16 protein-coding genes are annotated in these 25,430 nt (G+C 63.9%); 8 read left to right on the top strand and 8 right to left on the bottom strand.

What is annotated here, in order from left to right; translation table 11 throughout:
- Positions 1-22 precede the first annotated feature (22 nt).
- The 6 genes from AC6RV7_RS15105 to nusG all read right to left on the bottom strand — a co-directional run bounded on the left by AC6RV7_RS15105 (position 23) and on the right by nusG (position 7,257).
- Positions 23-895: an ABC transporter permease gene (locus AC6RV7_RS15105; RefSeq protein ID WP_500094849.1), complete on the bottom strand. Its 873-nt coding sequence runs from the start codon at positions 893-895 to the stop codon at positions 23-25.
- Positions 892-2,394, bottom strand: a complete 1,503-nt coding sequence (locus tag AC6RV7_RS15100) for an O-antigen ligase family protein (RefSeq protein WP_500094848.1) — start codon at positions 2,392-2,394, stop codon at positions 892-894. Before AC6RV7_RS15100 ends, AC6RV7_RS15105 begins: the two co-directional genes overlap by 4 nt.
- A gap of 26 nt (positions 2,395-2,420) precedes the next feature.
- Positions 2,421-4,574: a GumC family protein gene (locus AC6RV7_RS15095; protein ID WP_500094847.1), complete on the bottom strand. Its 2,154-nt coding sequence runs from the start codon at positions 4,572-4,574 to the stop codon at positions 2,421-2,423.
- Between the two features lie 29 nt (positions 4,575-4,603).
- A complete protein-coding gene (locus tag AC6RV7_RS15090; RefSeq protein WP_500094846.1) occupies positions 4,604-5,245 on the bottom strand; it encodes a polysaccharide biosynthesis/export family protein in 642 nt (213 codons plus the stop codon).
- Between the two features lies 1 nt (position 5,246).
- Positions 5,247-6,518 (bottom strand): outer membrane beta-barrel protein, encoded by a 1,272-nt coding sequence (locus AC6RV7_RS15085; RefSeq protein ID WP_500094845.1) that lies wholly within the window; start codon positions 6,516-6,518, stop codon positions 5,247-5,249.
- A 145-nt stretch (positions 6,519-6,663) separates the two neighbouring features.
- Positions 6,664-7,257: a transcription termination/antitermination protein NusG gene (nusG, locus tag AC6RV7_RS15080; RefSeq protein ID WP_500094844.1), complete on the bottom strand. Its 594-nt coding sequence runs from the start codon at positions 7,255-7,257 to the stop codon at positions 6,664-6,666.
- Positions 7,258-7,505: 248 nt separating this feature from the next.
- Here nusG and AC6RV7_RS15075 point away from each other — a divergent pair, with 248 nt between their 5' ends.
- The 3 genes from AC6RV7_RS15075 to AC6RV7_RS15065 all read left to right on the top strand — a co-directional run bounded on the left by AC6RV7_RS15075 (position 7,506) and on the right by AC6RV7_RS15065 (position 11,346).
- Positions 7,506-8,861, top strand: coding sequence for an exopolysaccharide biosynthesis polyprenyl glycosylphosphotransferase (locus AC6RV7_RS15075; RefSeq protein WP_500094843.1), 1,356 nt, complete (start codon positions 7,506-7,508; stop codon positions 8,859-8,861).
- Between the two features lie 88 nt (positions 8,862-8,949).
- Complete coding sequence (locus AC6RV7_RS15070; RefSeq protein ID WP_500094842.1) at positions 8,950-9,738, top strand: response regulator; 789 nt, start codon at positions 8,950-8,952, stop codon at positions 9,736-9,738.
- 240 nt (positions 9,739-9,978) lie between these two features.
- Entirely contained in the window at positions 9,979-11,346 is a 1,368-nt protein-coding gene (locus AC6RV7_RS15065; protein WP_500094841.1) for a Gfo/Idh/MocA family protein, read from the top strand.
- A 118-nt stretch (positions 11,347-11,464) separates the two neighbouring features.
- Here AC6RV7_RS15065 and AC6RV7_RS15060 read toward each other — a convergent pair whose 3' ends face one another.
- Positions 11,465-13,105, bottom strand: coding sequence for a golvesin C-terminal-like domain-containing protein (locus AC6RV7_RS15060; protein WP_500094840.1), 1,641 nt, complete (start codon positions 13,103-13,105; stop codon positions 11,465-11,467).
- 131 nt (positions 13,106-13,236) lie between these two features.
- Complete coding sequence (locus tag AC6RV7_RS15055) at positions 13,237-14,754, bottom strand: exo-alpha-sialidase (protein WP_500094839.1); 1,518 nt, start codon at positions 14,752-14,754, stop codon at positions 13,237-13,239.
- Positions 14,755-15,034: 280 nt separating this feature from the next.
- Here AC6RV7_RS15055 and AC6RV7_RS15050 point away from each other — a divergent pair, with 280 nt between their 5' ends.
- From AC6RV7_RS15050 to AC6RV7_RS15030, 5 genes are all read left to right on the top strand, one after another.
- On the top strand, positions 15,035-17,404 hold the full coding sequence (locus AC6RV7_RS15050; protein ID WP_500094838.1) for a TonB-dependent siderophore receptor: 2,370 nt from the start codon (positions 15,035-15,037) through the stop codon (positions 17,402-17,404).
- 213 nt (positions 17,405-17,617) lie between these two features.
- A complete protein-coding gene (locus AC6RV7_RS15045; protein WP_500094837.1) occupies positions 17,618-18,958 on the top strand; it encodes an MFS transporter in 1,341 nt (446 codons plus the stop codon).
- Between the two features lie 53 nt (positions 18,959-19,011).
- Positions 19,012-20,937 carry an MGH1-like glycoside hydrolase domain-containing protein gene (locus AC6RV7_RS15040; RefSeq protein ID WP_500094836.1) on the top strand — a complete coding sequence of 642 codons (1,926 nt, stop codon included), beginning with the start codon at positions 19,012-19,014 and terminating at the stop codon, positions 20,935-20,937.
- Between the two features lie 283 nt (positions 20,938-21,220).
- On the top strand, positions 21,221-22,171 hold the full coding sequence (locus tag AC6RV7_RS15035; protein WP_500094835.1) for a sialidase family protein: 951 nt from the start codon (positions 21,221-21,223) through the stop codon (positions 22,169-22,171).
- Between the two features lie 144 nt (positions 22,172-22,315).
- Positions 22,316-25,375 carry a TonB-dependent receptor plug domain-containing protein gene (locus AC6RV7_RS15030; protein ID WP_500094834.1) on the top strand — a complete coding sequence of 1,020 codons (3,060 nt, stop codon included), beginning with the start codon at positions 22,316-22,318 and terminating at the stop codon, positions 25,373-25,375.
- Positions 25,376-25,430 lie beyond the last annotated feature (55 nt).

Raw genomic sequence — 25,430 nt, 5'->3', positions numbered from 1 at the left:
ATGAACGGACCGGGGCCGGGCTTCACACCGTGTCGATGAACGTCCGGGCGGTGCGCTGATAATTCAGCACGCCGAACAGGAAAATCGTCACGGCGACGCCGATGGAGAACAGGAGGTAAGGCAGGGGCATGCCCGGGGTACCGAAGAAAAGCGCCCGGACATTCTCGATCACCGCGGCCATGGGGTTGAGCGCGGCGATCCAGGAGTGTCCGGGAAATTTCTGCTGGACGTGAGCGAAGGGGAAAATGACCGGCGACGCATACATCCACAGCTGGAGCATGAAACCGGTGAGGTGTTGAAAATCCCGATACTTCGCTGTGATCGAGGCGAGCGTGAGTCCGACGCCCATCGCCAGCAGCGCGGTGTGCAGAAGAATCAGCGGCAGGGAGAGGAGCGCGATGCCGACCTGCGCCAGCGACACGTCGGCGCGATGGGTCGCGACGTTGAAAGCGAGGACGGCGAGGAACGTGCATAGTTGGATGCCGAACGCGATGCAGCTCGAGACGGACATCGCCAGCGGCACGATGAGCCGCGGGAAATAAACTTTTCCGAACAGACTCGCGTTGTGGAGCAGCGCATTGCTCGTCGTGCTCAGCAGGTTCGAGAAATAGGACCAGGCGAGCATGCCCGAAAGATAGAACAGCATCGGAGGAATTCCCCCGGTGCCCACGCCGAGCACGCGGCTGAACACCACCGTAAACATCAGCGAAGTGATGACGGGATTGATGATGAACCACGCCGGTCCGAGAATCGTCTGCTTGTAACGGGCGATGAAATCGCGCCGCACCATCAGGAATACGAGATCCTTGTATTGGAGGACGCCGCGCCAATCGATGCGCAGCCAGGATTGATTCGGGCGAATGACGATTTCTTCGATAGGAGTCGATACGCTCATGAGGAGGGAGAACTAGACCGTTTTCGCGCCGGGAGTTCCGAGGCACCTGCAGACCAGGCGAGAGCGGCGAGGGCGATGACATTGTATTGGATCGCGGGAATCTGCTGCGGAAAATCGATCAGCGACTGGGTGAGCACCGCCCCCAGCGCGACCGTCGCGCCCGCGCCGATGAAATCCGTGGCCGGCTGTCGGCCGAGGCGTCGCAACGCGTGAAAACCTCCGCCAGGCACGAGCAGCAGCCACCCGGCCGCTCCGATCAGTCCCCATTCGACCCAGGTCTGCAGGTAATCTTCATGGGTGAACTGCACGATGAGAAAAAAAGTTCGCACAAACGGGTCGGAGGAATGGTGCGCGGCGGCGGCCGTCCATCCGCCCGGCCCCCAGCCAAACCAGGGCCGCTCGCGGATCGCGCCGATCGCTGCAGCGTACATCGCGCCCCGATCGCCGAGGGGATAGGCGCTGTGGTCCGAGGGGACGAACAGGTCGTCGCGCATCAGCCGGCGCCAGTCGCGCTCGGGCGGCACGTTGGCCACCCGGCTCGCATCGCCGCGCAATCCCTCCCAGCTCAATAGCGACCAGCGCGCACGGATGTCCTTGATGCGTCCCGCACCGCCGGCCACCACGATTACGCCCACGATCAGTGCCACGGCGCCCAGCGCGATCCGCAATCCGCGAACCTCGCCGAGCACGCGCCAAACTCCAGCCCACAGCGCGAAGACCACGAGCGCTGCCAGCGCGATGACCTGCGGCAGCCGGGACACATGTCCACCGTGCGCCGCCAGGATCAACGCCGCTCCGATCAAACACGCGGCGATCGTCAGCCGCGTCCCTGCCTCGCCGCCGTTGCGGCGAATCGCCGCGAGCGCGAGCGCCAGTCCCAAGGGCCACGCGGTGTTGAGATAGGCTCCGGCTGACGTGTGGTGAAAGAACGGTCCGAAGAACGCGCCCGGCAGCCGGTGCTCGGTGTCCCAGTAAATCCCGCGCGCGCGCGTCGCGTTCTGCAGCAAGCCGAGCAGCCCCACCGTGACGGCCGTCCAGAGGATCACGCCGGCGATGGCCGTTCGCCAGGCCCGCTGGCGGGCGAGGTCCCACAAGGCGACGAAGGCGATCAGCGCGGCGAGCGCCCACAGGAGCAATGAAGAGAAATCGCGCGGCACGACGCTGTGAGGCCAGCGTGCTTGAATGCGCGCGAAGTGGCCGCGCGTAAACGCCGGCACTTCCGGCGGAGTGAAGGCCAGTAGCCAGGCGAGCGCCACGAAAAGAACCAGCAGGATTCCGATGCGCGCGGGCCAGGGCGGCAGAGGAAACTCCCGGCGAACGACCGTGCTCAGGAACCAGCAGCCGCCGCCCGCGAGCGTCAATGCGAACAGCGTTTCAAACGGAACGGGGCGGGTGGAGCCGTAGTTCAGCGGCGCCACCGCCAGCGCGATCAGCAGCACGACGCCGCCGAGCGCGCGAAGCGTATCCGCGAGCGGCGCCCCGCGAGTGGAGTGCGGCATGAGCAGTGTCGATTACGATCACCGCATCAATGCGCCGCACTCGTCTTGGCGTAGGCCTGGTAATACTCCTGGCCATATGCGCCGTAGCCCTGATAGCCGCACGCGCGGAAACGCGACTCCGGCATCTGATTGATGACCAGTCCGAGCACCTTCACGCCGGTCTCGTGCAGCTTCTGCAGCGTGCGCCGGACGTTGTTGAGACGCACGGAGCCGAATTTGCAGACGTAGATCAGCTCCTTGCAATAACGGCTGAGCAGGAGGGCGTCCGGGAAGACCGCGACCGGCGGCGTATCCAGAATGACGAGATCGTAACGCGTCAGCAGCCGTTTGAGCATGCCGGAGGTGACGAATTTCTCGAGCATCTCGGTCGGATTCTTCGCGACACCACCGGAAGGCAGCAGGTCCAGGTTTTCGGTGAACGCGATCGTCGGCGGTTCCGCCGGCGTGCCGGCGGCCGGCGCGGGCGCGTTCAGCGCCTGTATCCATCCATTTGTGACATCGACGCCGAAATACCGGTGCAGCACCGGCCGGCGCAGGTCGCAGTCGACGAGGAGCGTGCGGCGGCCGTGCGCGGCGAACACCGCCGCGAGATTGCTCGCGGTCAGGCTCTTGCCGTCGCCCGGCATGCTGCTGGTGCTGATGATCGCCTTCGGAAAGGCCTCCGTGGAGTGGATGTCGATCGAGCTGTAGATGCCGCGATAGCTTTCGGTGAGCCCGTCGTCCTTGTGCAGTCGATACACATGCGCGCGCTCGACCTCGCCGAGGCCGTCGATCGGCTTGACGGCGCCGAGCAGCACCTCGCCGAGGGAGTCCTCGACGTGCGAGACCGTCTTGATGCGCGTATCGAGAAAACCGAGACCAAGCGGCACGAAGACGAGCAGGCCGACGCCGATGACACCCGCCTTGAGCGCGATGCCGAGCGCACCGTCGCCGATGGCGCTCATCGGCACGTAGGCCGGATCGAAGATCTTGATATTCGTGTTCTCCATCTGGCTCGCGACGCTGGCCTCGTTGAGCCGGTCGACGATGCGCGCGTAAGTGGAGCGCTTGGTGGCCGCATCCTGTTCGAGAAAACGGTAGTCGATGGACGTCTTGTCGAGCTCGTGGGCTTTGCCCTCGGCGTCGGCGAGCTCCTTGCGCAGACGCGACTCATGCTGCGCCGCGATGCGCAGGCGGGTTTCCAGGTTCGCGATCGCCATTTTCACGGCGTCGTTGAGCAGCCGCGACGTCTCGTCGATCTGCAGCTGGTTCTGGACCATCTTGGGGTGGAGCCGCAGGTATTTCTCCGCGAGCAGCAGCCGCGCGGCCTTCAGTTCCTCCAGGCGGACCCGCAGTCCGTTGACCTGGCCGAAGCCATTGATCTGCGGGATCTCGAACAGGTCGCGCTTGTCGGCGCGATACTCCTCGATCTTGTCGAGCACCGAGCGCATCTCGACCTGCTCCATCTGCGCCTGCACGAGCGCGGTGCCGACGGTTCCGACCTTTTGCAGGACCACGCTCTGGTTTTCGCCGAGCGAGGCGATGTTGTACTTCGTGCGATAGTCCTGCAGCGAAGCCTCCGCAGCCTCGACCTGCGCGCGCATCTCCTCCGCCTGATTGCGCAGGAAGATGATCGCCGAGTTCGTGCCGCTGTTGGCGCGATCCAGGTTGAAGTCGATGTAGCGGCGCGCGTAACGGTTCGCGATCAGCGCGGCGGCCTCGGGGTTGCGATTCGTGACGCCGATCACGATGATCGTCGTGTTGCGGCGCGGGTAGATGTTGACGTTGGGCCGGATGATCTCGGCGAGACTCGGCAGCGGCTTGTCCGGCTGCTCGAGGTCGCGATAGGCCTTTTGGATGCGCGCCGTCTCTTCCTTGTTGAAGGAGGACAGCATGTAGTCGAAGAAGGTCTGGCTGCGGAGCTGCTCCGCATGGATGTTGAGCTCGTTGGCGCTCCGCACCCCGGTGTCGACCACCTCCTGGATGTTGAGCACGCGGTCCTTTTTCGATTCGAACAGCAGGCTGACCTCGCTGTAATATACAGGATCTTTACGCGGTTGCAGAAAAACAAACGCCGCGGCCGCGGCGGCGCCAATCAGGAGGCCGATCAACCAGCGCTCCTGAAACATCTGCAGGATGTCCCGCGGAGAAATGCGAAAAGCGGGCGCGGCCGCCGCGGCGGAATTCTTCGTCTTGGCCATAGGTGTGGGAATTTGAAGTTGGAACGAAATCAGAAGAGGCGTTCGGGCACCCAGATCCGGTCTCCGGGATAAATGGCAAATTCGCGGCGGCTCGCATCGCCGCGGCGCCGGCCCGAGATCATGCGTTCCACGTCGACCGTAGTGACCTCCTCGGTGCCGTCCGGTTTGCGGCGAATGACACTGACGGCGTCCGATTTGGCGGTCGGTGAAAAGCCGCCGAGGCGTGTGATCAAGTCGGCGATGTCGAGACTGGTGGTTTCCTTGGGAAACTGGAAATTGCCGGGCGAACGCACGGCGCCGAGCACCGAAACCTCCCGCAAGGCGTAGTTGCTGACCGCAATCGTCACGAGCGGCGACTTCAGCAGTTCCCGTTCCTTGTACAAATTCTCCAGGCGGCCTTCGGCTTCGCGGACCGAGAGGCCGCCGAGCTTGACCTCGCCGATCATCGGCAGGCGCAAGACGCCGGTGGAGTCGAGCCGCTGGGCGGCGGACATGTCGGCTTCGCCGTAGACGTTGACGGACACCGAATCGCCCGCGGTGAGGCGGTAGGACGGATCGGTGTCGCTGGAGGCAGGCAGCACAGGCGTCGGCTCGATGGCCGGCATCTGCGCGCGCGCGGACGCCGCGGACAGCAGCGCCACGACAGACAGGAGGCGAAGGACGGAGGACATTTTAGAAAATGTAGTTCACCGAAACGTAAGCGACATGGCGCGAGTAGTCCGCGTTCGACCAGCTCGAGCTCGAGTCCCGGAGTCGATACTGCGCATGAGCCGACCAGGCCGGATTGATCCGGTAGGCGAGCCCGGCGGAGGCGATCGTGGCGTGATCCTTGCGTCCCGCGGTGCGATAGTCGCGCTGTTCGCGACCGATGGAGGCGTTGGCGTCGATGAAGGCGCCGATTTTCTGGGAGACGCCGATTTCCGCCGCGCTGGTTTCCACGGTGAGATCATTGATCGACAGTTCGAGGGAACGGCGAAGATCGAGGAACACATCGGTGCGCTCGCGGGCGTGCCAGGTCACATGGGCCGAACCCACGAAACGTTCGCCGCCGGTGTCGTTGATGCCGGGCGATTCGGCCTTTTGATAGCCGATGGCGAAGGAAGTCTCGACCTTGGGAAACATCGATTCCGGGAGGAACGGCCCGTCGACGCGAAGCGTCACGATCGAGCCCTCGCTCCGGTCCGAGCGGCCGAAAACTTCGCTGCGCGAACGGTTCAGGATCCGGTAGCCATAGCTGAGCGAGCCGCGAAAATCGTTATAGATCGGCCGGGAAAACGTGATGGAGTAGGTGTCGCTTTGCTGATCGAGCGGAATCCCCCAGGCATTGCCGCCGCTGGATTCGAGATCGGTGTGACGATAGGTGAGTTCCATCATCGCGCCGCCGAGAAAGTTGCCGTAGCGAAAACCCGCGTAGCCATCCCACGATTCGCGATCGCTGAACTGATTGCGCTGGTCGTTGCGGAACGAGCCGCCGAGCACGACGCTCGTTTTCAAGCCCGTCGGAATGAGCGCGTTCGCACTGGTCAGGAAATTTTTCTGACGCACCCGCGTGTTCACGTCGTAATTGACGTCCGTCCGCTCGTCGTAGCTGATCAGGAACGTGCCGGAAAAACGTCGTGCCTCTTCGGGGGGCAGCCGCAGCCGCAGCGAGCCGACGAAATCTTCCGAGTTCAATTCGGTGAAATCCAGGTAACGATTGATGCGCGTGCCCAGCTCGCTCTCGAGTTTGATCTGACCGGCCTCCCGCCGGTAAATCAGCAGCGGTTCGAGCGAGAAGATGTAGTCGTCGGCGCCGTTGGCGCCGCCGAAGACGCGGGAGTCGTATGTGGCCCGGGCCGTGGTCGACAGTTTTGCCTCGCCGCGGGCAAACTCGGCAAACGCGAGGAGGGAACTGGTCGCAGTGAACGTGGCGGCAACCGCCAGGAGGACGTGAGGTGCTTTCATGGATGTGGGAGGAGGCGAGGGGAGCTGGATGCCCACCGGATCGCCGGTTTTCGCCAAGCTGCCGCCTCAGCGCATCGCACTGCGATGCACCTCAGCTGCCAGATCTCCCCTTGGCCGGGAGCTTCACTGCCCCATGGACCTAAAATCAGGCGACTGGTGCCGCGCCGATTTCAGAACGCCTCAATCCCGCGGGGTACTTCCGCGAAGGATCGTCCTCGTTTACAAGTTGGTGGGCCGGAACGCTCACCTGAATCTCCCGCCCGAGCAGGCTGAGTAACACCCGCACCCGTTCGGTCTGCGGATCGAAGGCGAGGACGCGGCCTTCGAGATCGCGAAAACATCCGCTCGCCACGCGCACCCAGGCGCCCGCCGGAAATACCGGCAGCGGATCCGCCGCGCCGGCGCGGCGAAGCTGCGCCCGCAGGAACTCGATCACGCCGTCCGCCACGGTCGGCGGCTCGCCCCCAAAGCTGACGACACCGGTGACGCCGCGGGTGCTCACCACATGCCGCAACTGGTGCGGATATTGAAAGCGCGCGAAAATATACCCCGGAAACAGAGCCTCCGCCACGGAGGTCATCACGCCGCCGCCGGGCCTCGTCCTTGAAATAAGGATACGCGGCGCGAACACCTCGACACCCACACGCTGTTGCAGCGCCAGCGCGGCGGCGTGCTCCCGACGCGTCTGCGCACGGACACAAAACCACCCTGTTCGCGCTGTCGTGTCGGCCGTGTTCATCGCGGATGGTGGCAGCGTCGTTCCGTCTCGGGGCGAGGCAAGGGGGATCGCGCCGGGGAGGCCACGATCAGGGATTGCCCGATGAGATTTACCGCACTGTGGCGGAGGTCCTGAACAGGGGGCCGGACGCTACCTTAGTCACGAACTGGGGCTATGATCCACTGTCGCTGGACACCACACACACACATTCCAGGACCGCTATGCTAAAAGACCGACAAGAAGGGCTGCGCTGCCTCCATGGCTGCGCCTTGGTTCTCACCGCGTCGATCGTCTACGTGGCTTGGGCCGCGGCGATCGAGTGGCTGGGCTGGGTTAAATTGGCGGAGTCCGTCAATCTCTCCATTTATCTGCTCGGCGTGTTCGCCAGCGCCTTGTGGATCACGCACGGATTGCGCGGCTATCAGAGCCGGCTGGGAAATCTCAGTTGGGCCGAGGCCGCGGGGCTCGCGCGCCAGCAGCTCGTCCGGATCATCGCGGTGCTTTTCACGATCGCCTTCGCAACGAAGGACGCCGGCGTCTCCCGTATTTTTCTCTCGAGCTACATGGCGATCATGGCCGTGACGCTGGTCTTCGCGAACCACTTTTTCCCGCGGTTGATCATCCGCCTGTTTTTCCATCGCGGAGTGATGCGCACAGTACTCGTCGCGCCATCGGAAGACCTCGACGATCTCGCCGACTGGATCAAGGAGCGCGAGCACCTTGGTATCCAGGTCGTAGGTTGGGTCGGCAACGGTGGCAACGGGCGTTCGCGACTGCCGCTGCTGGGCAGCTTGTCCGAACTGCGTCGCGTGGTCATCGAACACGACATCTCCCAAGTCGTCGTGTCGCAGTTCGCCCACGACCCGCGGCAGGCGCGCGAGATCGCGCGCTGCGTCGAAGACGCCGGCTGCCGGGTGCGCTTCTACTCCAACAGCCGCCGCTATTTCGGCGGGGCGCCGATCGCGATCGAGCACGAGGGCGACTACACGTTCGTGATGCTCACCGCGGAGCCGCTCGAGAATCCGGCCAACCGCGCCCTCAAACGCACGCTCGACATCGTGGTGGCGCTGCCGGTGGTGCTGTTCGTGCTGCCTCCGCTCGTCGCCTGGGTGGCGCTGATGCAGCGGCTGCAATCGCCGGGGCCGATCTTTCACCGCCAGTTCCGCTCCGGGCTCAACCGCCAGAAGTTTCTCATCTATAAGTTCCGCACGATGCACGTGGCCGGCGCCGAGCAGTCCGTGGCGAAGCAGGCCCAGCGCCAGGACTCGCGCGTGTATCCGTTCGGACGATTCATGCGGCGCACGAGCATCGACGAGATTCCGCAGTTCCTGAATGTGCTCCTCGGCGACATGAGCGTCAGCGGTCCGCGTCCGCATCTGCTGGAGCACGACGAGCAGTTCGCGAAGGTGGTGAACTCCTACTACACGCGCCATTTCGTGAAACCGGGCATCACCGGTCTCGCGCAAAGCAAGGGTTTCCGCGGCGAGATCTCGGAACCATCGTTATTGCACAAGCGGATCGGATACGACATGCTCTACATCCGCCGATGGACGATTTTCCTGGATTTGCTGATCCTCGCTCGGACGGTGCGGCAGGTATTCATTCCGCCGCGCTCGGCCTATTGAGGAAAATTCCCGATGGCGGAGCGGTTTTGCGCGAACCACTTACGCCAGACGAGGTCCATGCGCCGGCAGAAATGTCCCTTCAATACACGTGAAAGTAGCAAGCACCTCCAGCGCCACGAGCGCCAAAACTCCCTCGGTCGTTCGCGTTTACTCGAGCGGACCCGCCGTTCCGAATCCGCCGGCAGCCAAAACCCGGATCTATGTGGTCGACGATCATCCGCTGATGCGCATGGGCCTGCGCGCGATGATCAACGCGGAATCCGACATGGAGGTGTGCGGCGAGGCGGCCGATGCGGCGACGGCCACGGCCGAGATCATGAAGAACCGGCCTGACCTGGTCATCGCGGACATCTCGCTGAAGGGGAATTCCGGCATTGAACTGATCAAGAACATCAAGGCCTTCGATCCGGGGATCGATGTCGTGGTGGTTTCAATGTACGATGAGTCGGTCTATGCCCTGCGCGTGCTGAAAGCCGGCGCGCGAGCGTATGTGATGAAGCAGGACGTCACGAGCCGCGTCCTCGACGCGATCCGGCGCGCCCGCAACGGTCAGCTCTTCGTCAGCGAACGCGTCGCGACCCAGATGCTGAACCGGTTCGTGGACGGCACCGAGGATGGCGCCGCGGATTCGCCGGTGAGCAGCCTGAGCGATCGCGAACTCGAGATCGTCAACCTGATCGGCGAAGGATTGCCGACCCGGGAGATCGCCTCGAAACTTTTCCTCAGTATCAAGACCGTCGAGACGCATCGCGTGCACATCAAGCGGAAGCTGAACCTCAACAACGCCACGCAGCTCGTGCAATTCTGTGTCCGGTGGGTCGAGGAAAACAAGGCGGCGAACAATCACGACGCCGGCCTGCAGCAGCAGACCGCCTGAAGCGGCGTCACCAGTTTTCAACTACAACGTCGCGAGGTGAACGTCGCCTTGCGACGGTTGCGGCTTTCGAAGCCGTCAAGGGCCAATAGTTGTGCGGGTTTCCGCTGGCTTCGATCGGCACGACCGCCTCTGCCGCTTGCAGGAATGCGGCCTGAATGATCGGTCCCGTCGTCCGGCGCCGGGTCAGAGAGTCTCAGTCTCGTATTGCCGTCGATGCGGAGTCGCGACTCACTTCCGGGCATGAATCTGAGTCGCCGCGAGTTCATCATCCAATCCGCCCTCGCGTCCGCCGCGGCGCTGGTGCTGCCCTCCCTGAGTTCGTGTGCCGCGCCGCGAGCCCGCGTGCGTCGCCCCGATCCATCGGCGCGCATCAACCTCGGCGTGATCGGCTACGGCACGATCGCGTTTTCGACGGTGCCCAATTTTCTCGCGGATCCGCGCGTGCAGGTCGTCGCGGTGGCCGATCCCGTCTCCGAGCTGGGCAACTACGGTTATCAGGGCGAGGCGCGCGGCGGCCGGCTGGTCGGTCAGCGAACCGTTGACGCGTTTTATGCGGAGCAGCAGCCGGGCGGGACCTTCAAGGGGTGCCGCGTCTATGAAGATTTTCGCGAAATGCTCGCGCGCGAGGACCTCGACGCGATCTACATCGCCACGCCGGATCACTGGCATTGCGCGGCGACGCTGATCGGCGCGCGGCAAGGCAAGCACATCTATACGCAGAAGCCGCTGTCGCTGACCGTCGAGGAAGGTCAGCGCATGACGCGTGCGGTGCGCGACGCGGGGGTGACGTTTCAAACCGGCTCGCAGCAGCGGAGCTCGACGCACTTTCGCACCGCGTGCGAGTTGATCCGCAACGGCCGCATCGGCCGCGTGCAGAACGTGAAGATCGGTTTCAGCGGCGGGCACACGAACTGGTCGAAGCTCGGCGATCGCAAGCAGCCGGAGCCGGTGCCGCCGGAGCTGAACTGGGATCTCTGGCTCGGGCCGGCCCCGAAACGCGATTACGCTCCCGCGCTGCTGCAGCTCAACTGGCGCCACAACTTCGATTATTCCGGCGGCTTCATCACCGACTGGGGGGCGCATCATCTCGATATTCTCCAGTGGGCGCTGGGCACGGACGATTCAGGGCCGGTGAGCATCGAAAACGTGAAGGCGACGCTGCCGCCGGCGACCGATCTGTATAACACGCCGACGGAGTTTTCCTTCGATGTCGTCTACGCGAATGGCGTCCGCGCAAACGTCGCGCATAACAACCGCAACGGACTCCTGTTCGAAGGCGAAGACGGGCGTTCGATCTTCGTGGCCCGTGGCATTCTGGAGTCGAATCCCGACACCGTGCGTCGCGAGCGAATCGGACCGGGAGAGGTTCGCCTTTACGAGAGCCACATGCACGAGCGCAATTTTGTGGACTGCATTTATAACGCCCAGCCGACGATCGCGCCGGTGGAGGTCGGTCATCGCTCGATCTCGATCGCGCACCTCGCGAACATCGCGATCCGTTTGCGGCGTTCGAGCCTGCGCTGGGATCCCGCGACCGAACGCGTGGTCAACGACCCCGAGGCGAACCGGATGCTTTCGCGTCCGATGCGCAAAGCCTACGCGGTTTAGATTTCGCGTATCGGCCGACGCAAAGACTCGAGCTTGGTCGGCATCGTGTCGGCACTCGAGGATCGCGGGTCAGTCGGTAGCGCGAGCGGCCCACGCTGGCGCGTGAACTCGTGACGCGTTACTGCTTTTGGAACATCACCGCATCCGCGACCGAATAGCCGGCATCGCTGGCGGTGAGTTTGATCGAGTTGCCGGTCCCGGCAGCAAGATTGTAGGTGCCCAGGTAGTACCAGGCACCGCCTTCCAGTTGTTGATTCACCTGAACCGTGGTCGTGGAGGAGCCGCCATTATAGCGGATTTCAAAAGGGGCGGCGTCGGCCCGATTGGCGTGCGCAGTCCAGCGGGTGTAGATCTCGTAGTTGCCCGCAACCGTGATCGTGGGTGTCCACGTGGCGGTCGCCGTGCCAGACGGAGCGGTGAGATAGCTCGAGCCGTAGCAGCCGTCGACGCCCGTCGCGGTGTTCCAGATGCCGGTGGAGGAAAAGCCGGCGGCGCCGTTGTCCAAGACCAGCGTCGGCTGGTTGAGTCCGGTCAGCCATTCGAGATTAAACCGCGCGACAGTGACGCGTGCAGCCGGATTGGCCGGGTCGACGTCGATGTTGTGATTGTTCCCGTCCCGACCGAAGACGCAATAGATGTAGCCGAGCGAATCGCGGGCGAGATCGGAGTAGGTCGCCGGTCCCGTGTAGATCGTTTTGGCGGTCGGCCAGGTAACGCCACCGTCTGCACTGGCTTTGACGGCGAGATTGAGACGCGTGGTGGAGAGCGGGTTGTTGGAAAGTGAATACAAATGGCAGGTGTCGCTGAACCGCAGGAACCCGCCATCGACGAACTTGGTGCCGACGAGGCCGGCGGCGTCGACCCAGTTGTTCCAGTTGAAACCGTTGGATATCGACGATCCGGATACGCGGCTGCGGGTGTGGGTGGTGGTGTTCCAGCGTTTGCGCGCGACAATCGCGAGCGTGCCATCGGCGCGCTCGGCGACGCGCGATTCGTTGGGACCGATGTCGTTGGCGCTGCCGGCGTCGGTCTCCTGCGACATCGGCGGCGGTGTTCCCTGGGCGAGGGTCCAGGCACCGTTCGGATCGCGATAGAGCGTGTCGATGCCGTATTTCGCGGCGCTGGCCGGGGTGGTGGAGCCGGTGCGGTGGTGAAACGTGAGCACGAGCCGGCCGCGATGCGGGTTTTTCAGCTTTTTGATACCGTGGCCGATGGCACCATGTTGCACCCAACCGTGCGGAAAGCTTTGGCCCCAGAGGCTGTTGATGTTTGCCCGTGGCGTGCTCCAGGTCGCGCCGTTGTCGGTCGAGGTTTTGTAGTGTAGCGTCTTGGTGCCGGTGAGTGTGCTGCCGTAAAAAAGGTAGATCGTGGTGCCGTCGACGACGAAGGTGGGATTGGTCCAACTTGCGCCATCACCACCCTCGACCACGATGTCGTTTCCCCATGTGACGCCGCGATCGAGGCTGCGTTTGACCAGCAGGAATTTCGCGCCGGCGTCAGGGGACGACACGCTGTGACTGGTGCGACCTTCGCAGGCGACGAGGATCGTATCGTTCGACGTGACAGCGATGCCATAAACGAAGTGAGGCTCGGGGCCGTTGGCGAGATTGCCATCAAGCTCACCGTTTGCGGGCGTCCAGACATCGCTAAGGATGAACTCGGGAGCGGCGGTCGAACTTCCGGAGAAGAGGACAAGCGGAGCGACGAACGTGGAGAGGGCGCGGAACACGCGCCGCAGGGGCGAGGGGTATTTCATCATGGGTTTTCGGCGCAACTGGGCCGGAGTGGCAAAGTGCCCGTCCTGCCAACGAACGCCGGGGCCGCCCGGACGAAAGCACTGCGTGATGGTCGACCGAGGGGACCGTCGCCGGCTCGGCGCCTCGCGGTGAACTACTGCTTCTGCAGCATCACGGCGTCGGCGCGCAGCATGCCGGCCCCGTTTCGGCGCAGCTGGATCTCGCAGGTCGTCGCCGCCATTACGGGCAGGGTGGTGAAATACCGCCAGGTGGCCCCCTCGACCGTTTGATCGATCGTTTCGGAAAAAACGATCTGACCGTCGACAAGGATCCTGACTTCCGCAGACATGGCGTTTTCCCCGGCGGCCGGCCAGCGGACGAAGACCTCGTAGTTCCCGGACACCGGCAACTCGGCGCGCCACGTGGCGGTCGCGTTTTCATCCATGCTCCGGCGATGCACTCCGCCATAGGCGCCGGCTTCGTCGCCGACGCCCCAGTCGCCGGTCACGGTGAATCCCGCGTCCGTATCGTCGATCACGATACACGGCGTCGGCGCCCCCGTGAGCCACTCGAGGTTGAACTTCGCGAGATAAACCCGGTCGCCCATGAAGTCCGATCCGTCGCCGCCGTAGAGGCAGTAGATGTGACCGAGGGAGTCACGCGCGAGATCGGAGTAAGTCGACTGCCCCTCGTGGACGAGCTTGGGCTCGCCCCACGAGCGACCGCCGTCGGTGCTGACGGCGATGGAGAGGTCGCGACGCTGCTGGGCGGAGCGCGCCTGGCCGGCGGGGAAGGAATAGAGGTGACAAGTATCGCTGAAGCGCAGCAGTCCGCCGTCGCAGACGGTACCGCGGAGGTCCGATTGCGTGGTCCAGGCACTCCAGCGTTCTCCGCTGCCGTCGTCGTCGGAGCGGGCGCGCAGCTGGTTGTTGCCTGCCGCCTGTCGGGCCATGAGATAAATCGAACCGTCAGCGCGTTCGGCGAGCCGGGCTTCGTTGGTGCCCCGGCCGGGCTCGAGCGGAGGGCCGCCAGCAATCTTCCAACCCTTTTCGGTGAGGTGAAGAACATCGTTGCCATAGCCGCGCCGTGCGGGCGGAAGATCGACCCTTCCGCGGTGGTGGAAGGCCAGGAGCACGCGTCCGCGATGCGGCGGCTTCAGTTTCTTGATTCCGTGTCCGATACTCGAGCGCTGCGTCCAGCCGTAAGGATTGTTGTCCCACAATGACGTGATCTCTGTGCGCTCACTCCAAGTCAGGCCATTGTCGGTCGACGTGCGGTAGAAAACACGCCCGATGTCGCTGCTGACGCTCTGGGCATAAAAGAGGTAGGTCGTGAGACCGTCGGTGACAAATGTCGGATTGCTCCAGCTCAGCCTATCGTGAGCGCCCTCGATGGTTTGTTCATCGCTCCAGGTTGCGCCTCGATCCGTGCTGCGCTTGAGGAGGATGTCCTTCTCGCCGGCGTCCGCGCCGCCGACACGCCCCTCGCATGCGACCAGGATGGTATCGTTCCAGGTCACCCCGATGCCGTAGACGAAATGAGATACGTAGCCGTCCTCCTGCAGGTCCCACAATACCTGCTTCGAGAACATCGGCACGGAGTGCAGCGACGAGAGAGCGGCGGTGAGCGAAACGAAAACGAGGGAAACCGGGAGACGGAGCGAAATAGGCATGGGACGCGGAGAACAACGACGGGGATCAGTAAGCGCGGCGAGGGAAACCTGCCGTGCCGAAACCCCGAGCGCAAAGAGCCGTCTGCTGGCATCCCGGAGAGACCACCTCGCGGACCACGCTGAGCCTCTTTCGATGCTGCACCGGGGCGGCCCCAACCCCCGGTCGACGGAAGAGACCACCACGAACGCCTTTCCGTTTTGGTGGAGCAGGGTTCGCTTCGCCACCTCGGACCCATGCCTCCTGCGTGGTGGTCCGCACACAACCCCCGAACCCGCCCCTATGAAGCGACGTCGTTTCCCCGTTGTTCTGCTCACCGTCAGCCTGGCCGCGAAAGCGCCGGCCCAATCGACCGGAGCCGCCGGCCCTTCTCCGTCGCCGTCGGCGGACGAGGCGATCGTGCTCTCGCCTTTCCTTGTTCAAAGCGATCGCGATCGCGGCTACGCCGCGACCCGTTCGCTCGGCGCGTCGCGCGTCGCCCTCGATACCAGCGACGTCCCGGCGTCGGTCATCACCCTCAACGAGCAGCTTTTCGCGAATGTCGGCGCGGTCGATGCGATGGAGGTCGTTTCCTATGCCTCGGGCGTGCAGCGGATCTCCAACAGTGCCCCGGGACAGGAGGCGTTTTCGCTGCGCGGGTTTGCCGTCACGGGACTGCGGATACGCGACGGTCTGCCGGAAGTGGTCGAAGGAGTGGACCAGCCTTACGACGAATCATCGGTTTACGAACGCATCGAGATCCTGAAAGGGCCGGCGGGCACGCTCTATGGCACGACCAGCATGGGCGGAGTCGTGAACAAGATCAGTAAATGGCCGCTGTTCACGCCGAAGGACCAGATCGAGTTGCAGGCGCAGTCCTACGACGAGTTCTACCGCGGTATGGTGGACGCCACCGGTCCGCTCAACGAAAACACCGCCTACCGGGCCGTGCTCTCCAGCCGCACCGGCACGCGCTACTACGCGAAGCACGACGCCCCAAACGACTTCACGAATGCGCTGCTCGCGTTCACGCACCGGATCGGACGTGAGCGTCAGGGAAAAATCTGGACGCGTCTGCAATACCTCCGGGTCGAACTCGATACCGAAGCGGGCCCGCAGTATGCGACCGGCTACCTCGATCCCGTCCGTCCCGGCGTCGCCGCCGTGGTGACGGATCCGAAATTCCCCGTCCCAGTGGACGCAAATCTCTTTCCGGAAGACGACGTGACCAAGGCGAACGTCGCGAGCTTCGAAGCTGGCTACGAGCAAACGTGGGCCGGACCATTTCAAGGGGAATGGACCCTGCGCATCGTTGGCCGCTACAGCAAGGGACGCGGCGACAAAGGCCCGTCGTATGCGGCCGGGCGGCCGGTGCCGGTCGATGCCAGCGGCGCGATCGTGAAATATGTGAATGCCGCGGGACAGCTGCTCAATGGCGACTCCCGCTACATCGGCAGCGACGACCCGCGTGTGGCGGACTGGCGCTCGACCTTGAGCGTGCGCGAGTTTGACGGATTCAGCGAGAGCGGCGGAGCCTTCGCTGACGTGGTCGGAGATTTCTCGACGGGAGTCCTGCAGCACAAACTCGTGCTCAACTCGCAGCTGACGATGACGGGGCGCGAGCGCGCGTTCTTCTTCTGGGACGTGCCGAATCCGGCGAACACGACCGCGCTCGCGAATTCGTTCTCGATGGTCGCTCCCGATTACGCCCGCTTCGATCTCGCGCAGGTGAAGGCCACCGCACCGTTGAAATTCAACCCTTTCAACGGGCACGCGGAGTCCGACGGATTCGCCGCGGGGTTTCAGGACAATATCAACTTTCTCGACGGCCGTTTGATCGCGGTGGTCGGCGCGCGTTTCGACAGCGTTCGCTCGACCACCTATACCTTCGATTCGGCGAAGAGCATCGCGCAGCAGCGGTTTGTGGCGGACCCCGCGAGCACGCGGAACGTCACCAATCACGACTGGACCTTCAAATACGGTCTGGTGGGCAAGCCGGTGCGCGGGCTGAGTGTGTTCGCGCAGGTCGCGGAGACGTATATCCCGATCAATTCCGCGAACGCCGCCGGACAAAAGCACCCGAACCAGGACGGCGAGATTCACGAGGCCGGCGTGAAGGTCGACCTGCTCGGGAACCGCCTGGTGGCCACCGCCTCGGTGTTCGAGATGGAGCTGACGAATGTGCTGATCTCGGTCCCGAATCCGCCGGAACTCGGCGGCGGACTCGTGACCGTGCCCGCCGGCACGCAAAAGACGGACGGTTTTGAGATCGATGTCGCGTATGAGCCGGTGGGAGGGCTGAACCTGTTGCTCGCCTACAGCGACGTGACCTCCACCAACGAAGCGGGAAACAGCTTCCGCGGGGTCTCGATCGATCCGACCTGGTCCGCGTTTGCCAAGTATCGAATCGGCGCCGGCCCGCTGGCGGGAACGTTCTTTGGCGGCGGTTGGAAGCATCTCGGCCGCTCGGCCGGCGATCCGGCGAACACGTTCTATATCGACAAGGCGGATACGTTCGACGCGTTCGTCGGCTACGGCCGCCCGGACTGGAGCCTGCAGTTGAATGTCTTCAACGTCACCAATTCCGACGACATCATCTCGACGGTGGGCGACACGGCGATGTTTCGACCGCTCGCGCGGATGTACCGATTGACGTTCCGCTACACGTTCTAGATGCCTTGGTCTCCGGCGCGGACCGGTCCCGGTTCGCGCCTTCGCCCAAGGAGCGCGGCGGGAGACACGGCCTCCGATCCCCGGCCGCGTTCCGCCGGCGCCGCCGCCAGCCGGTCCCCCCAGGAGACCAGCAAGACAGCCTTTTGTCCGATCCGATTCTCCATCAATTCCTGCCGCCCGATGACGCCACCCCAACTTTCCACTCCCGCCGCCGTGGCCACAATCGACGAGTTGGGCCGCGGAAAGCGCAAGACGGCGTGGCATTTCGCCCCGTGCATCGGGACCTGGCAGGGATTGATCAATCCCGTGTTGGTGTCGGTGCCGACGGTGTTGTTGAAGTCGCTTGGCTTCTCGAACGCCGTGATCGGTTACGCTACGCTCGCGACCCTGCCGATGGCGCTGAAGTTTCTGCTCGGACCGATGGTGGACGCCCACCGCACGCGCCGCTGGTGGTCGATCCAATCGGGCGGGTGGCTGATGGCCTGCGTGCTGGTGCTCGCGACCTCCCTCATGCTGCCGGAGTTCTCGTTGTGGATCTATCTGACGGCGCTGGCGATTCTGGCGGTGGTGAAGTCGATTCAGCAGATCGCACTGCAGGGTTTTTTCACCCTGTCGCTCACCAAGTCGGAACAGGCCTTGTTTTCCGGTCTGGATCCGGTGTGGGGGCGGGCGGCAACAATTTTTAGCGGATCGGTGCTGCTCGCGGCCGCGGGAGCCCTGGGCGACCGGTTGGGCGATGCTCGGGTGACCTGGGCGGCATATTACGGGGGGCTGTTCCTGGTGTTCCTGCCGTTGTTTCTCTACACGCGCCGGATATTTCCCTTTCCGGCGGCGGATCGCGCGCCGGCCGCGAACAGTCGTATGCCGGCATTGCCGTTCTGGCAGGTGTTGCGCGGTTACTTCGCGCTTCCTGCGCTCATCCCGGGTGTCACGTATCTGTTCTTCATGCGGTCGGGCGAGACGTTTCTCGCGAAGATGGGCATGGCGTTCCTGATGGATGCACCGGAGGCGGGCGGCTACGGGCTGAGCATAACGGAAGTCGGCGTGTTCACGGGAGTGATGACGGCGTTTGCGATCACCGGAGGGGCGATCTCGGGCGTGCTCCTCCAACGCTACGGATTGCGACGGGTGGTGTGGCCCTTCTCGCTGGCGGCCGTCGGGCCGAACTTGATCTACGTTTATCTGGCAATGACGAACCAGGCGGGCCGCTCGCTCGTATCGGTGGATCTGACGGCATTCGGCGGCGGGCTCTGGCAGCTCGACCTCGTGTTGTTGCTGCTGCTCGGGCTCGAAAACTTCGGCTTCGGCCTCGGGTTCACCGTGATGAACTACTACATGTTTCGCATGGCGGCAGGCTCGCGTTACCCGGCCTCCTATGTGGCGCTGAATGCGTCGGTGATCTACGCGAGCTACATGATTTTCGGCACGATCAGCGGGGTGTGTCAGGAATGGCTCGGCTATCCCGGGCTCTTCGTGTTGAGCGTGATCGTCTCGTTGCCGGCATTTTTCGCGATTCCCTATCTCAACTACCGCCTGGATCAGCGGAACGATTGAATCGCGGAACGCGGCCGCGGCCTTGTATCGGCCAGGAGGCCGCAACCATTTCCATGAAGATCACCGATCATGCCATCGCCGTCGCCAACGCAAAACATCGCGAACTCGCGCGCGGCTGGAACACCTGGGACACACGCAATGTGCTTCGTCACGTCCTGCTGCCCGAGGGCCTCGCTGTGAGCCTCGGCTTTGCCGCGCTGGATAAACTCGTCTGGCTGAATGACGCGCATTTCGGTCGCAAGGAGCTTGGCCGCACTGCCGGCACCATGTTGACGAGCACGGACAAGGCGCTGCCGATCGCCAACGCCGTTGAAGTGTTGCCCGGACTGCGCAGCTACGATGGGAGCTATACGGATCTGGAGGTGAATCTCCGTGGCGCGCGTTTCCGCGTGGAGACATCGGCCCGGGGCAGCGACTGGGTGGCCTTGGTCACTCCGCTGCAGGAGGAGCCCTGGCCTCGCATCCTGACGGTGCATGCGGGGTTCGTGTGGAATCGCGCCGGTCACGCGACGCGGGCGGACCCGCACCGGCTGACGACGCACACGGACGGGCGCACCCGTGACATCCGGGGCGAGGGGACGCCGGTAGACGATCCCAACCTGCCGGTGCTTTCGCCGTATCTGGCGTTCCGCCTCGACGGACCCGTGGCGATCAGCGCCGGCCGGCCGGCCGACCTGGCGGAGGTTCGCCGCCGGATTGCGTCCGCCCGCGAAACGGTGGTGTCGCTGCACGCGGGCTATGGAGCCCTGCGGGAGGGCCACGAGGCGATGCAAAGCAGCCTCGCCTGGAACATCATTTACGAACCGAAGTTCGAGCGCGTGGTCTGTACGGTCGCGCGGGATTGGAACTGCCTCCGCGGCGGCTACGCGGTGTTTTGCTGGGACACCTTTTTCACGGCATGGATGATCGCGCAGGACGATCCAGAACTCGGCTACGCCTGTATGCTGGAGGCGTTTCGCGAGATGGTGGACGAATCGTTCGTCTCGAACGTCGTGCAGGGCACCGGCCGGCGCGCGCTCGACCGCTCGCAGCCGCCGGTGGCGAGCGTATGCGTGCTGGGCATGTACCGCGACCGGCCTGACCGGGAGGCGCTCACGGCCGCGTGGGCTCCGTTGCTCGCGTGGAATCGCTGGTGGAATCGTGCCCGTCGCAACCCGAAGGGCTCGCTTTCGCTCGGATCCAATCCGTTCACGCCACGCGTCGGCGATCCCGCGGAGTTCGTACAACCGAATTCCCTCGCCGGCGCCGCGCTGGAAGCGCTGGACAACTCGCCCATGTACGATCGGGCGCCCTTCGATCCCGCGACGCACCTCATGCAGGTCGAGGATGTTGGACTGAACTCCCTCTATGTCGCCGATTGCGAAGCGCTGGCGGAGATCGCCTCGATTCTCGGTCATGAGGCGGAGGCCGCGGAGTTGCGCGAGCGTCGGGATCACTATCGTCGACGGATCCAGGACCTCTGGGAAGACGGGCAGGGGATCTTTCTTAATCGACGGCTGGACAACGGCGAAGCGAGTGCGCGGCATTCGCCGACGTCGTTCTACCCTCTGCTGGCCGGGGCGGCGACGGCCGTGCAGGCGGAGCGCCTGGTGCGCGAGCATCTGTTGAATCCCGCCGAATACGCCGGCGAATGGATGATCCCCGCCGCACCGCGCAACGACCCGGCGTATCCGGAACAGCTCTACATGCGTGGCCGGATCTGGCCGCCACTCAACTTCCTCGTTTACCTCGGTCTGAAACGCTACGGCTTCGATGACGTGCGGCGCGAGCTCGCCGGGAAGTCGCTGGCGCTCCTGGCCAGAAACTGGCGCGAGCGCCGGGTCGCGCCGGAAAATTTCTCCGCGATCGACGGCATCGGCGGCGGTGGAACACACACGCATCCGTTGCTCACATGGAGCGGGCTGCTGGCGTTCATCTCCATGATCGAAGGCGGAACTGCCGCGACTCCGCTCGGGCCCGTCACCACGGTCCAGTCCTAGACCGGTGGCGGTGCCAGGGTGCGATCCGCCTTGGCCGTCCGGTCTCTGGAGGACACCGGCTCCCCTGACGCTTCCCATTTTCCCAGTGCCTGTCTCATGAAAATCTCTGCGTTCGTTCCGACAACCCTCGTCTGCGGCGTCACTCTGTGCGGCTTTTCCGCGCCGCTGCCGCTGGTGGATCTTTCAATGGACACGCAACGACATGTGGTCGTCGCAGCGGGGACCGACGTCGTTTATCAGGGCCATCCCACAACCGTGCTCCTGCCCGACGGAAAGACCATGTATGCGGTTTGGACCTACGGTCACGGCGGGCCCTCTCGGTCCGCTGAAGCGCAGCGACGACGCGGGGCTCACGTGGAGCGAGTTGCTGACGGTGCCGGAAAGCTGGCGCGTGGTGCGAAACTGTCCCGCGGTCTATCGCCTCACCGATCCTGCAGGAGCATCCCGGCTCGTCGTCTATGCCGGCGAGGGCCCTGACAGGAACATTCATCGGGCCTATTCCGAAGACAATCTGGAAACCTGGTCCGAAATGGCGAGCATCGGGCTTCCCGGCGTGATGCCGTTCTGCACGATCGTGCCGATTCGCGACGGGGCGGCGCTCCTCGGCATGAGCAACATCCGCCGCCCCGGCGAGGCGATCGAGAAGCGCTCGAATGTTGTCGTGCAGAGTCTCTCGACCGACGGCGGCCTGAGCTGGGAGCCGTGGCGGATCGTGGCGGATCTTCCAGGATTGAAACCGTGCGAACCCTGGCTGGTGCGCTCGCCGGATGGACGGGAATTGTTGTGCCTCATCCGCGAGAACACGAGGAGGGTGGCTTTGCAGATGACGAGCGCGGACGAAGGGGCGACCTGGTCGCAACCGAAACCGCTCCCACCCGGACTGCACGGCGATCGTCACGTGGCAAAGTATCTGCCGGACGGGCGTCTCGTCGTCTGCTTCCGCGACACGGGAAACGACAGTGCGACGCGCGATCACTTCGTCGCCTGGATCGGCACGTATCACGATATTTTGGACGGATCCGTCGGCGCCTATCGCATAAAGCTGCTGCACAGCCACAAGGGCGGCGACGGCGGCTATCCGGGCGTGGAGGTTCTGGAAGACGGCACGGTGGTCGCGACGACCTACATCAAATACCGCGACGGCCCGGAGCTGAATTCCGTCGTCAGCGTTCGCTTTCATCCGCACGAAACCGACCGGCTCGCGCGAATCCTCGACGAGGATCCGTCGCGTTGAGCGACACATTTGGTTCCCCGGGGGAACCGCTACGATGCGATTGAAGGCACCCCGGTCCATCCGTGGGCTCAGCCGCGCAGACGAGAGGACAGGCATCGCTGCGAACCCCGCGAGCTCCCCATCACTGCCACTCCAACTACTCCCATGTTAATGACCTCACATCCCCGACATCGTTTCGCCTTCGCGGTCCGGCCTCGCTTCGCCGCTGTGCTGGCGTTAGCCACCTTGTCCCTTCCGACGTTTGTGCCTGCGCAAACCCTGCCGGCCGCGAGCGATCGCGGCGCCGCTGAGACGCCGGCCGACCAACTGGTGGAAATGAGCCCCTTCGTTGTCGAGGCCACGCGGGACGACAGTTACGGCGCGATCAATTCGAACTCGATCACCAGCTTCAAAACCGAATTGGAGCGTCTGCCGATGTCGGCGGACGTGATCACGCAAGCGTTCATGGAGGACACCGACAGCATGCTGTTGGAAAACATGCTGCGCGAATACTCCGCCGGTTCCGGCACCGGCTCGGCCGCGGGCGACGTCGGCGGCGTTCCCGTCACAGATCCCCTCGATCGGGGCGGCGGCGACAGTGTGTCGGCCGGTGTGCAGTTGCGCGGCCTGGGTGCGGCGGTGGTGAAGCTCGACGGCTTCATGGTGCCGGCTCCCGCGGGAACCGGGTTGAACAGCAACTTCGGCGTCGAGCGCGTCGAGGTGATCAACGGGCCGCAAGCTCTACTCTACGGCAACGGGGGCGGCGGGGGTGTGGTGAACAGCATCTTGCGGCAGGCGCGTTTCGACGGTCGCAGCCGGGGCTCGTTGAAACTGCAGATCGATCAATACGACCATGAGCTCGCGCAGTTCGATTACAGTTTCAACAAAGGCCCGATGGCCGTGACGCTTTCGCTTCTGCATCAGGATCTCGGCGATCGTCGCGACTGGATCGGCGGACCGCTGCAGGGCTTTTACGGTCAGGTCGCCCTGAAGCTCGGCACGAAACATGTCCTGCGGTTTACGGGCAAATACACGCACCTGCACCGGTTCACGCAGCAGACGGCCATCATGGACCAACTCGGCGGAGCCGCGGCCGACGCCCGCCACAATCAGCGCCTTCGCTACCTGCTTGCGTCGGGCCAGCTCGACGCCGCCGCGTCAGGTCCAAGCGCCGCGGGCCCGCTGCTCAACGGCCACGTAAACTGGAACAACGTCGATTCCTTCGGCGGTTCGACACGCGAGGAAATTTCCACCACCAAACTCGGCTCGATTGTTCTCGAGTCGAACTGGGCTCCGTGGCTTTCGACGCAGCTCTCCGTCGGCTACTGGACGAAGGACAGCCTGATCGGCTACGGCAGCGGCTTCGATTTCTTCGCGCCCAACGCCCCGAACAATCCGCTGCCCGGCGGTTGGACGGCGGCGAGCGGCGGCAGCACGGGCGGCGCCGCCTCCGTGCAGCCTTCCGAGTCGCAGGCCTATCGGTTTTCCGCACTGTTCAGCAACGATCTCTTCGACGGCCGTGCCCGCAGCCAGACCATCGTGGGCCTGGAATACACAAAGAGCCTCTTCGCGAACGAAAGCTGGGCTTACTTCGAGGTCGACGCCAACGGCACGTTCAAGACCGACGCGAACGGCTCGCGCTTTCCCTTCCGCCTCGACGAGGGCGACGGCCCTGTTCCGTATTGGTCCGTCCAGGACGGCCCGGTCAAGTATCCGTGGTATCGCGTCGGCACGCCGACGATCACCTACAACGGCGCAAGCTACCGGCTGGCCGTCAACAAGGAGACGGATCCCGCGCTCGTTTCGCCCAACAATCCGCAGGGCGTGATCAGCCATCCCGACAACAACAACCTCTATGTACACAGTCGTGCATATAGCGGAGGAATCTTTGCCGCGAACTATACGAACTGGCTCGACGGACGTCTCACGACATTGCTCGGCGCCCGCTACGTGGACGCGAACAACCAGCAACTGCCATCGACGGCCATTCCGAAGATCGAAGCCGGCGACCGGAACATGAGTTTTTCCGTCGGAGCGAACTACGCGCTCACGCCCTGGCTGCGGCCGTATTTCACGGTGTCCGACACCTACAATCTTCCCGGTGTGCTGTTGACGGTTCCTGCGGATCCGTTTGGCCGACCGGCGCAGGTGGCGCACTCCATCGGCGAGGAAATCGGCGTGAAAGTTGCGCTGGGCAGCAAGGTCTCCGGTTCACTCGCCCTGTTTGCGGTGCAATCCACCAAGGAGCCCTACGCGATCAACACCGCGATTCGGGACGACATTAACGGCGCGGGCATCAACGGCCGCCACCTGGGCGCCACTGGCTCGATCATCTCGGTGGATCGCAAATCGGAAGGCGTGCAGACGGCGATCACCGCCTCGCCCAACAAGAGCTGGCGGATGCGGTTTTCGGCCGCCTACGTGAAGGGCACGATTGGCAGCGACACCAGTTTCCCCACGCTCTATAACGATCAGTTCCACCTGAACGGCAACGGCCAGGTCACCTACGCCAACGGAACCGTCGTCTACGTCCTGAACACCGGGACCGGCAGCAATACTCCCGGGACCTCGGCCAGCGGGGCAAACTACGTGCCGCTTACGATCGCGAAGCTGAGCAATCCGGCGGACCCGTATTATGTCAGCCCCGATCCGGTCAGCGGGCTCTTCACGACCGCGGGTTCGAAGCGCGGCCGCAACGTCCTCAATTCCTCGGGCGGCGGCGTGGTAGCCAACGGTCCGATCAAGACCGGCGTGACGGGTCTGCCAATCTCCGAATACCAGCCGCAGATCGCGGGGTTCACGCCGGTGCCGGAAATCGTCACGTCACGGGTGGGGGACCGCACCACCGGCTATCCCCAGTACAGCCTCAACTTCACGAACATGTATACTTTCCGCAGCGGCCCCTTGAAGGGCTTCCGCGCGGGCGGCACGGTGACGGCCGAGTGGGAACGCGGCGACTTCTACTACTATCCCGACGGCTACGGCCGCGAAGCTCCGCGGGAGCTGTTCACCTGGCCTTTCGCCGTTCGCTTCAATGGCGTGCTCGGCTACGAAAAGAAGTTCAAGTCCTTCACGTGGTCGACGCAGCTCAACATCACGAACATGTTCAATAACTACGATATTCTGATTCGCCCCAACGCCACGCTTGGATTCGCCGGCCAGAAGGACGCGATCTTCTTCGGCCAGCCCCGCGAATATACGTGGACGAACACGTTCAAGTTCTGACGTCGCACCGGGGGCTTCCGGGTCCCGCAGACGCCCGGAGTGCACCGGTGCGATA

It is taken from the genome of Opitutus sp. sgz309028, assembly GCF_059821195.1.
This window is presented reverse-complemented; position numbering and strand designations above follow the sequence as displayed.

Coding starts and splice junctions, on each gene's coding strand:
- AC6RV7_RS15105 (WP_500094849.1), bottom strand. CDS start 895: ATGAGCGTATCGACTCCTATCGAAGAAATCGTCATTCGCCCGAATCAA.
- AC6RV7_RS15100 (WP_500094848.1), bottom strand. CDS start 2,394: ATGCCGCACTCCACTCGCGGGGCGCCGCTCGCGGATACGCTTCGCGCG.
- AC6RV7_RS15095 (WP_500094847.1), bottom strand. CDS start 4,574: ATGGCCAAGACGAAGAATTCCGCCGCGGCGGCCGCGCCCGCTTTTCGC.
- AC6RV7_RS15090 (WP_500094846.1), bottom strand. CDS start 5,245: ATGTCCTCCGTCCTTCGCCTCCTGTCTGTCGTGGCGCTGCTGTCCGCG.
- AC6RV7_RS15085 (WP_500094845.1), bottom strand. CDS start 6,518: ATGAAAGCACCTCACGTCCTCCTGGCGGTTGCCGCCACGTTCACTGCG.
- nusG (WP_500094844.1), bottom strand. CDS start 7,257: ATGAACACGGCCGACACGACAGCGCGAACAGGGTGGTTTTGTGTCCGT.
- AC6RV7_RS15065 (WP_500094841.1), top strand. CDS start 9,979: ATGAATCTGAGTCGCCGCGAGTTCATCATCCAATCCGCCCTCGCGTCC.
- AC6RV7_RS15060 (WP_500094840.1), bottom strand. CDS start 13,105: ATGATGAAATACCCCTCGCCCCTGCGGCGCGTGTTCCGCGCCCTCTCC.
- AC6RV7_RS15055 (WP_500094839.1), bottom strand. CDS start 14,754: ATGCCTATTTCGCTCCGTCTCCCGGTTTCCCTCGTTTTCGTTTCGCTC.
- AC6RV7_RS15050 (WP_500094838.1), top strand. CDS start 15,035: ATGAAGCGACGTCGTTTCCCCGTTGTTCTGCTCACCGTCAGCCTGGCC.
- AC6RV7_RS15040 (WP_500094836.1), top strand. CDS start 19,012: ATGAAGATCACCGATCATGCCATCGCCGTCGCCAACGCAAAACATCGC.
- AC6RV7_RS15035 (WP_500094835.1), top strand. CDS start 21,221: ATGCGGTTTGGACCTACGGTCACGGCGGGCCCTCTCGGTCCGCTGAAG.
- AC6RV7_RS15030 (WP_500094834.1), top strand. CDS start 22,316: ATGTTAATGACCTCACATCCCCGACATCGTTTCGCCTTCGCGGTCCGG.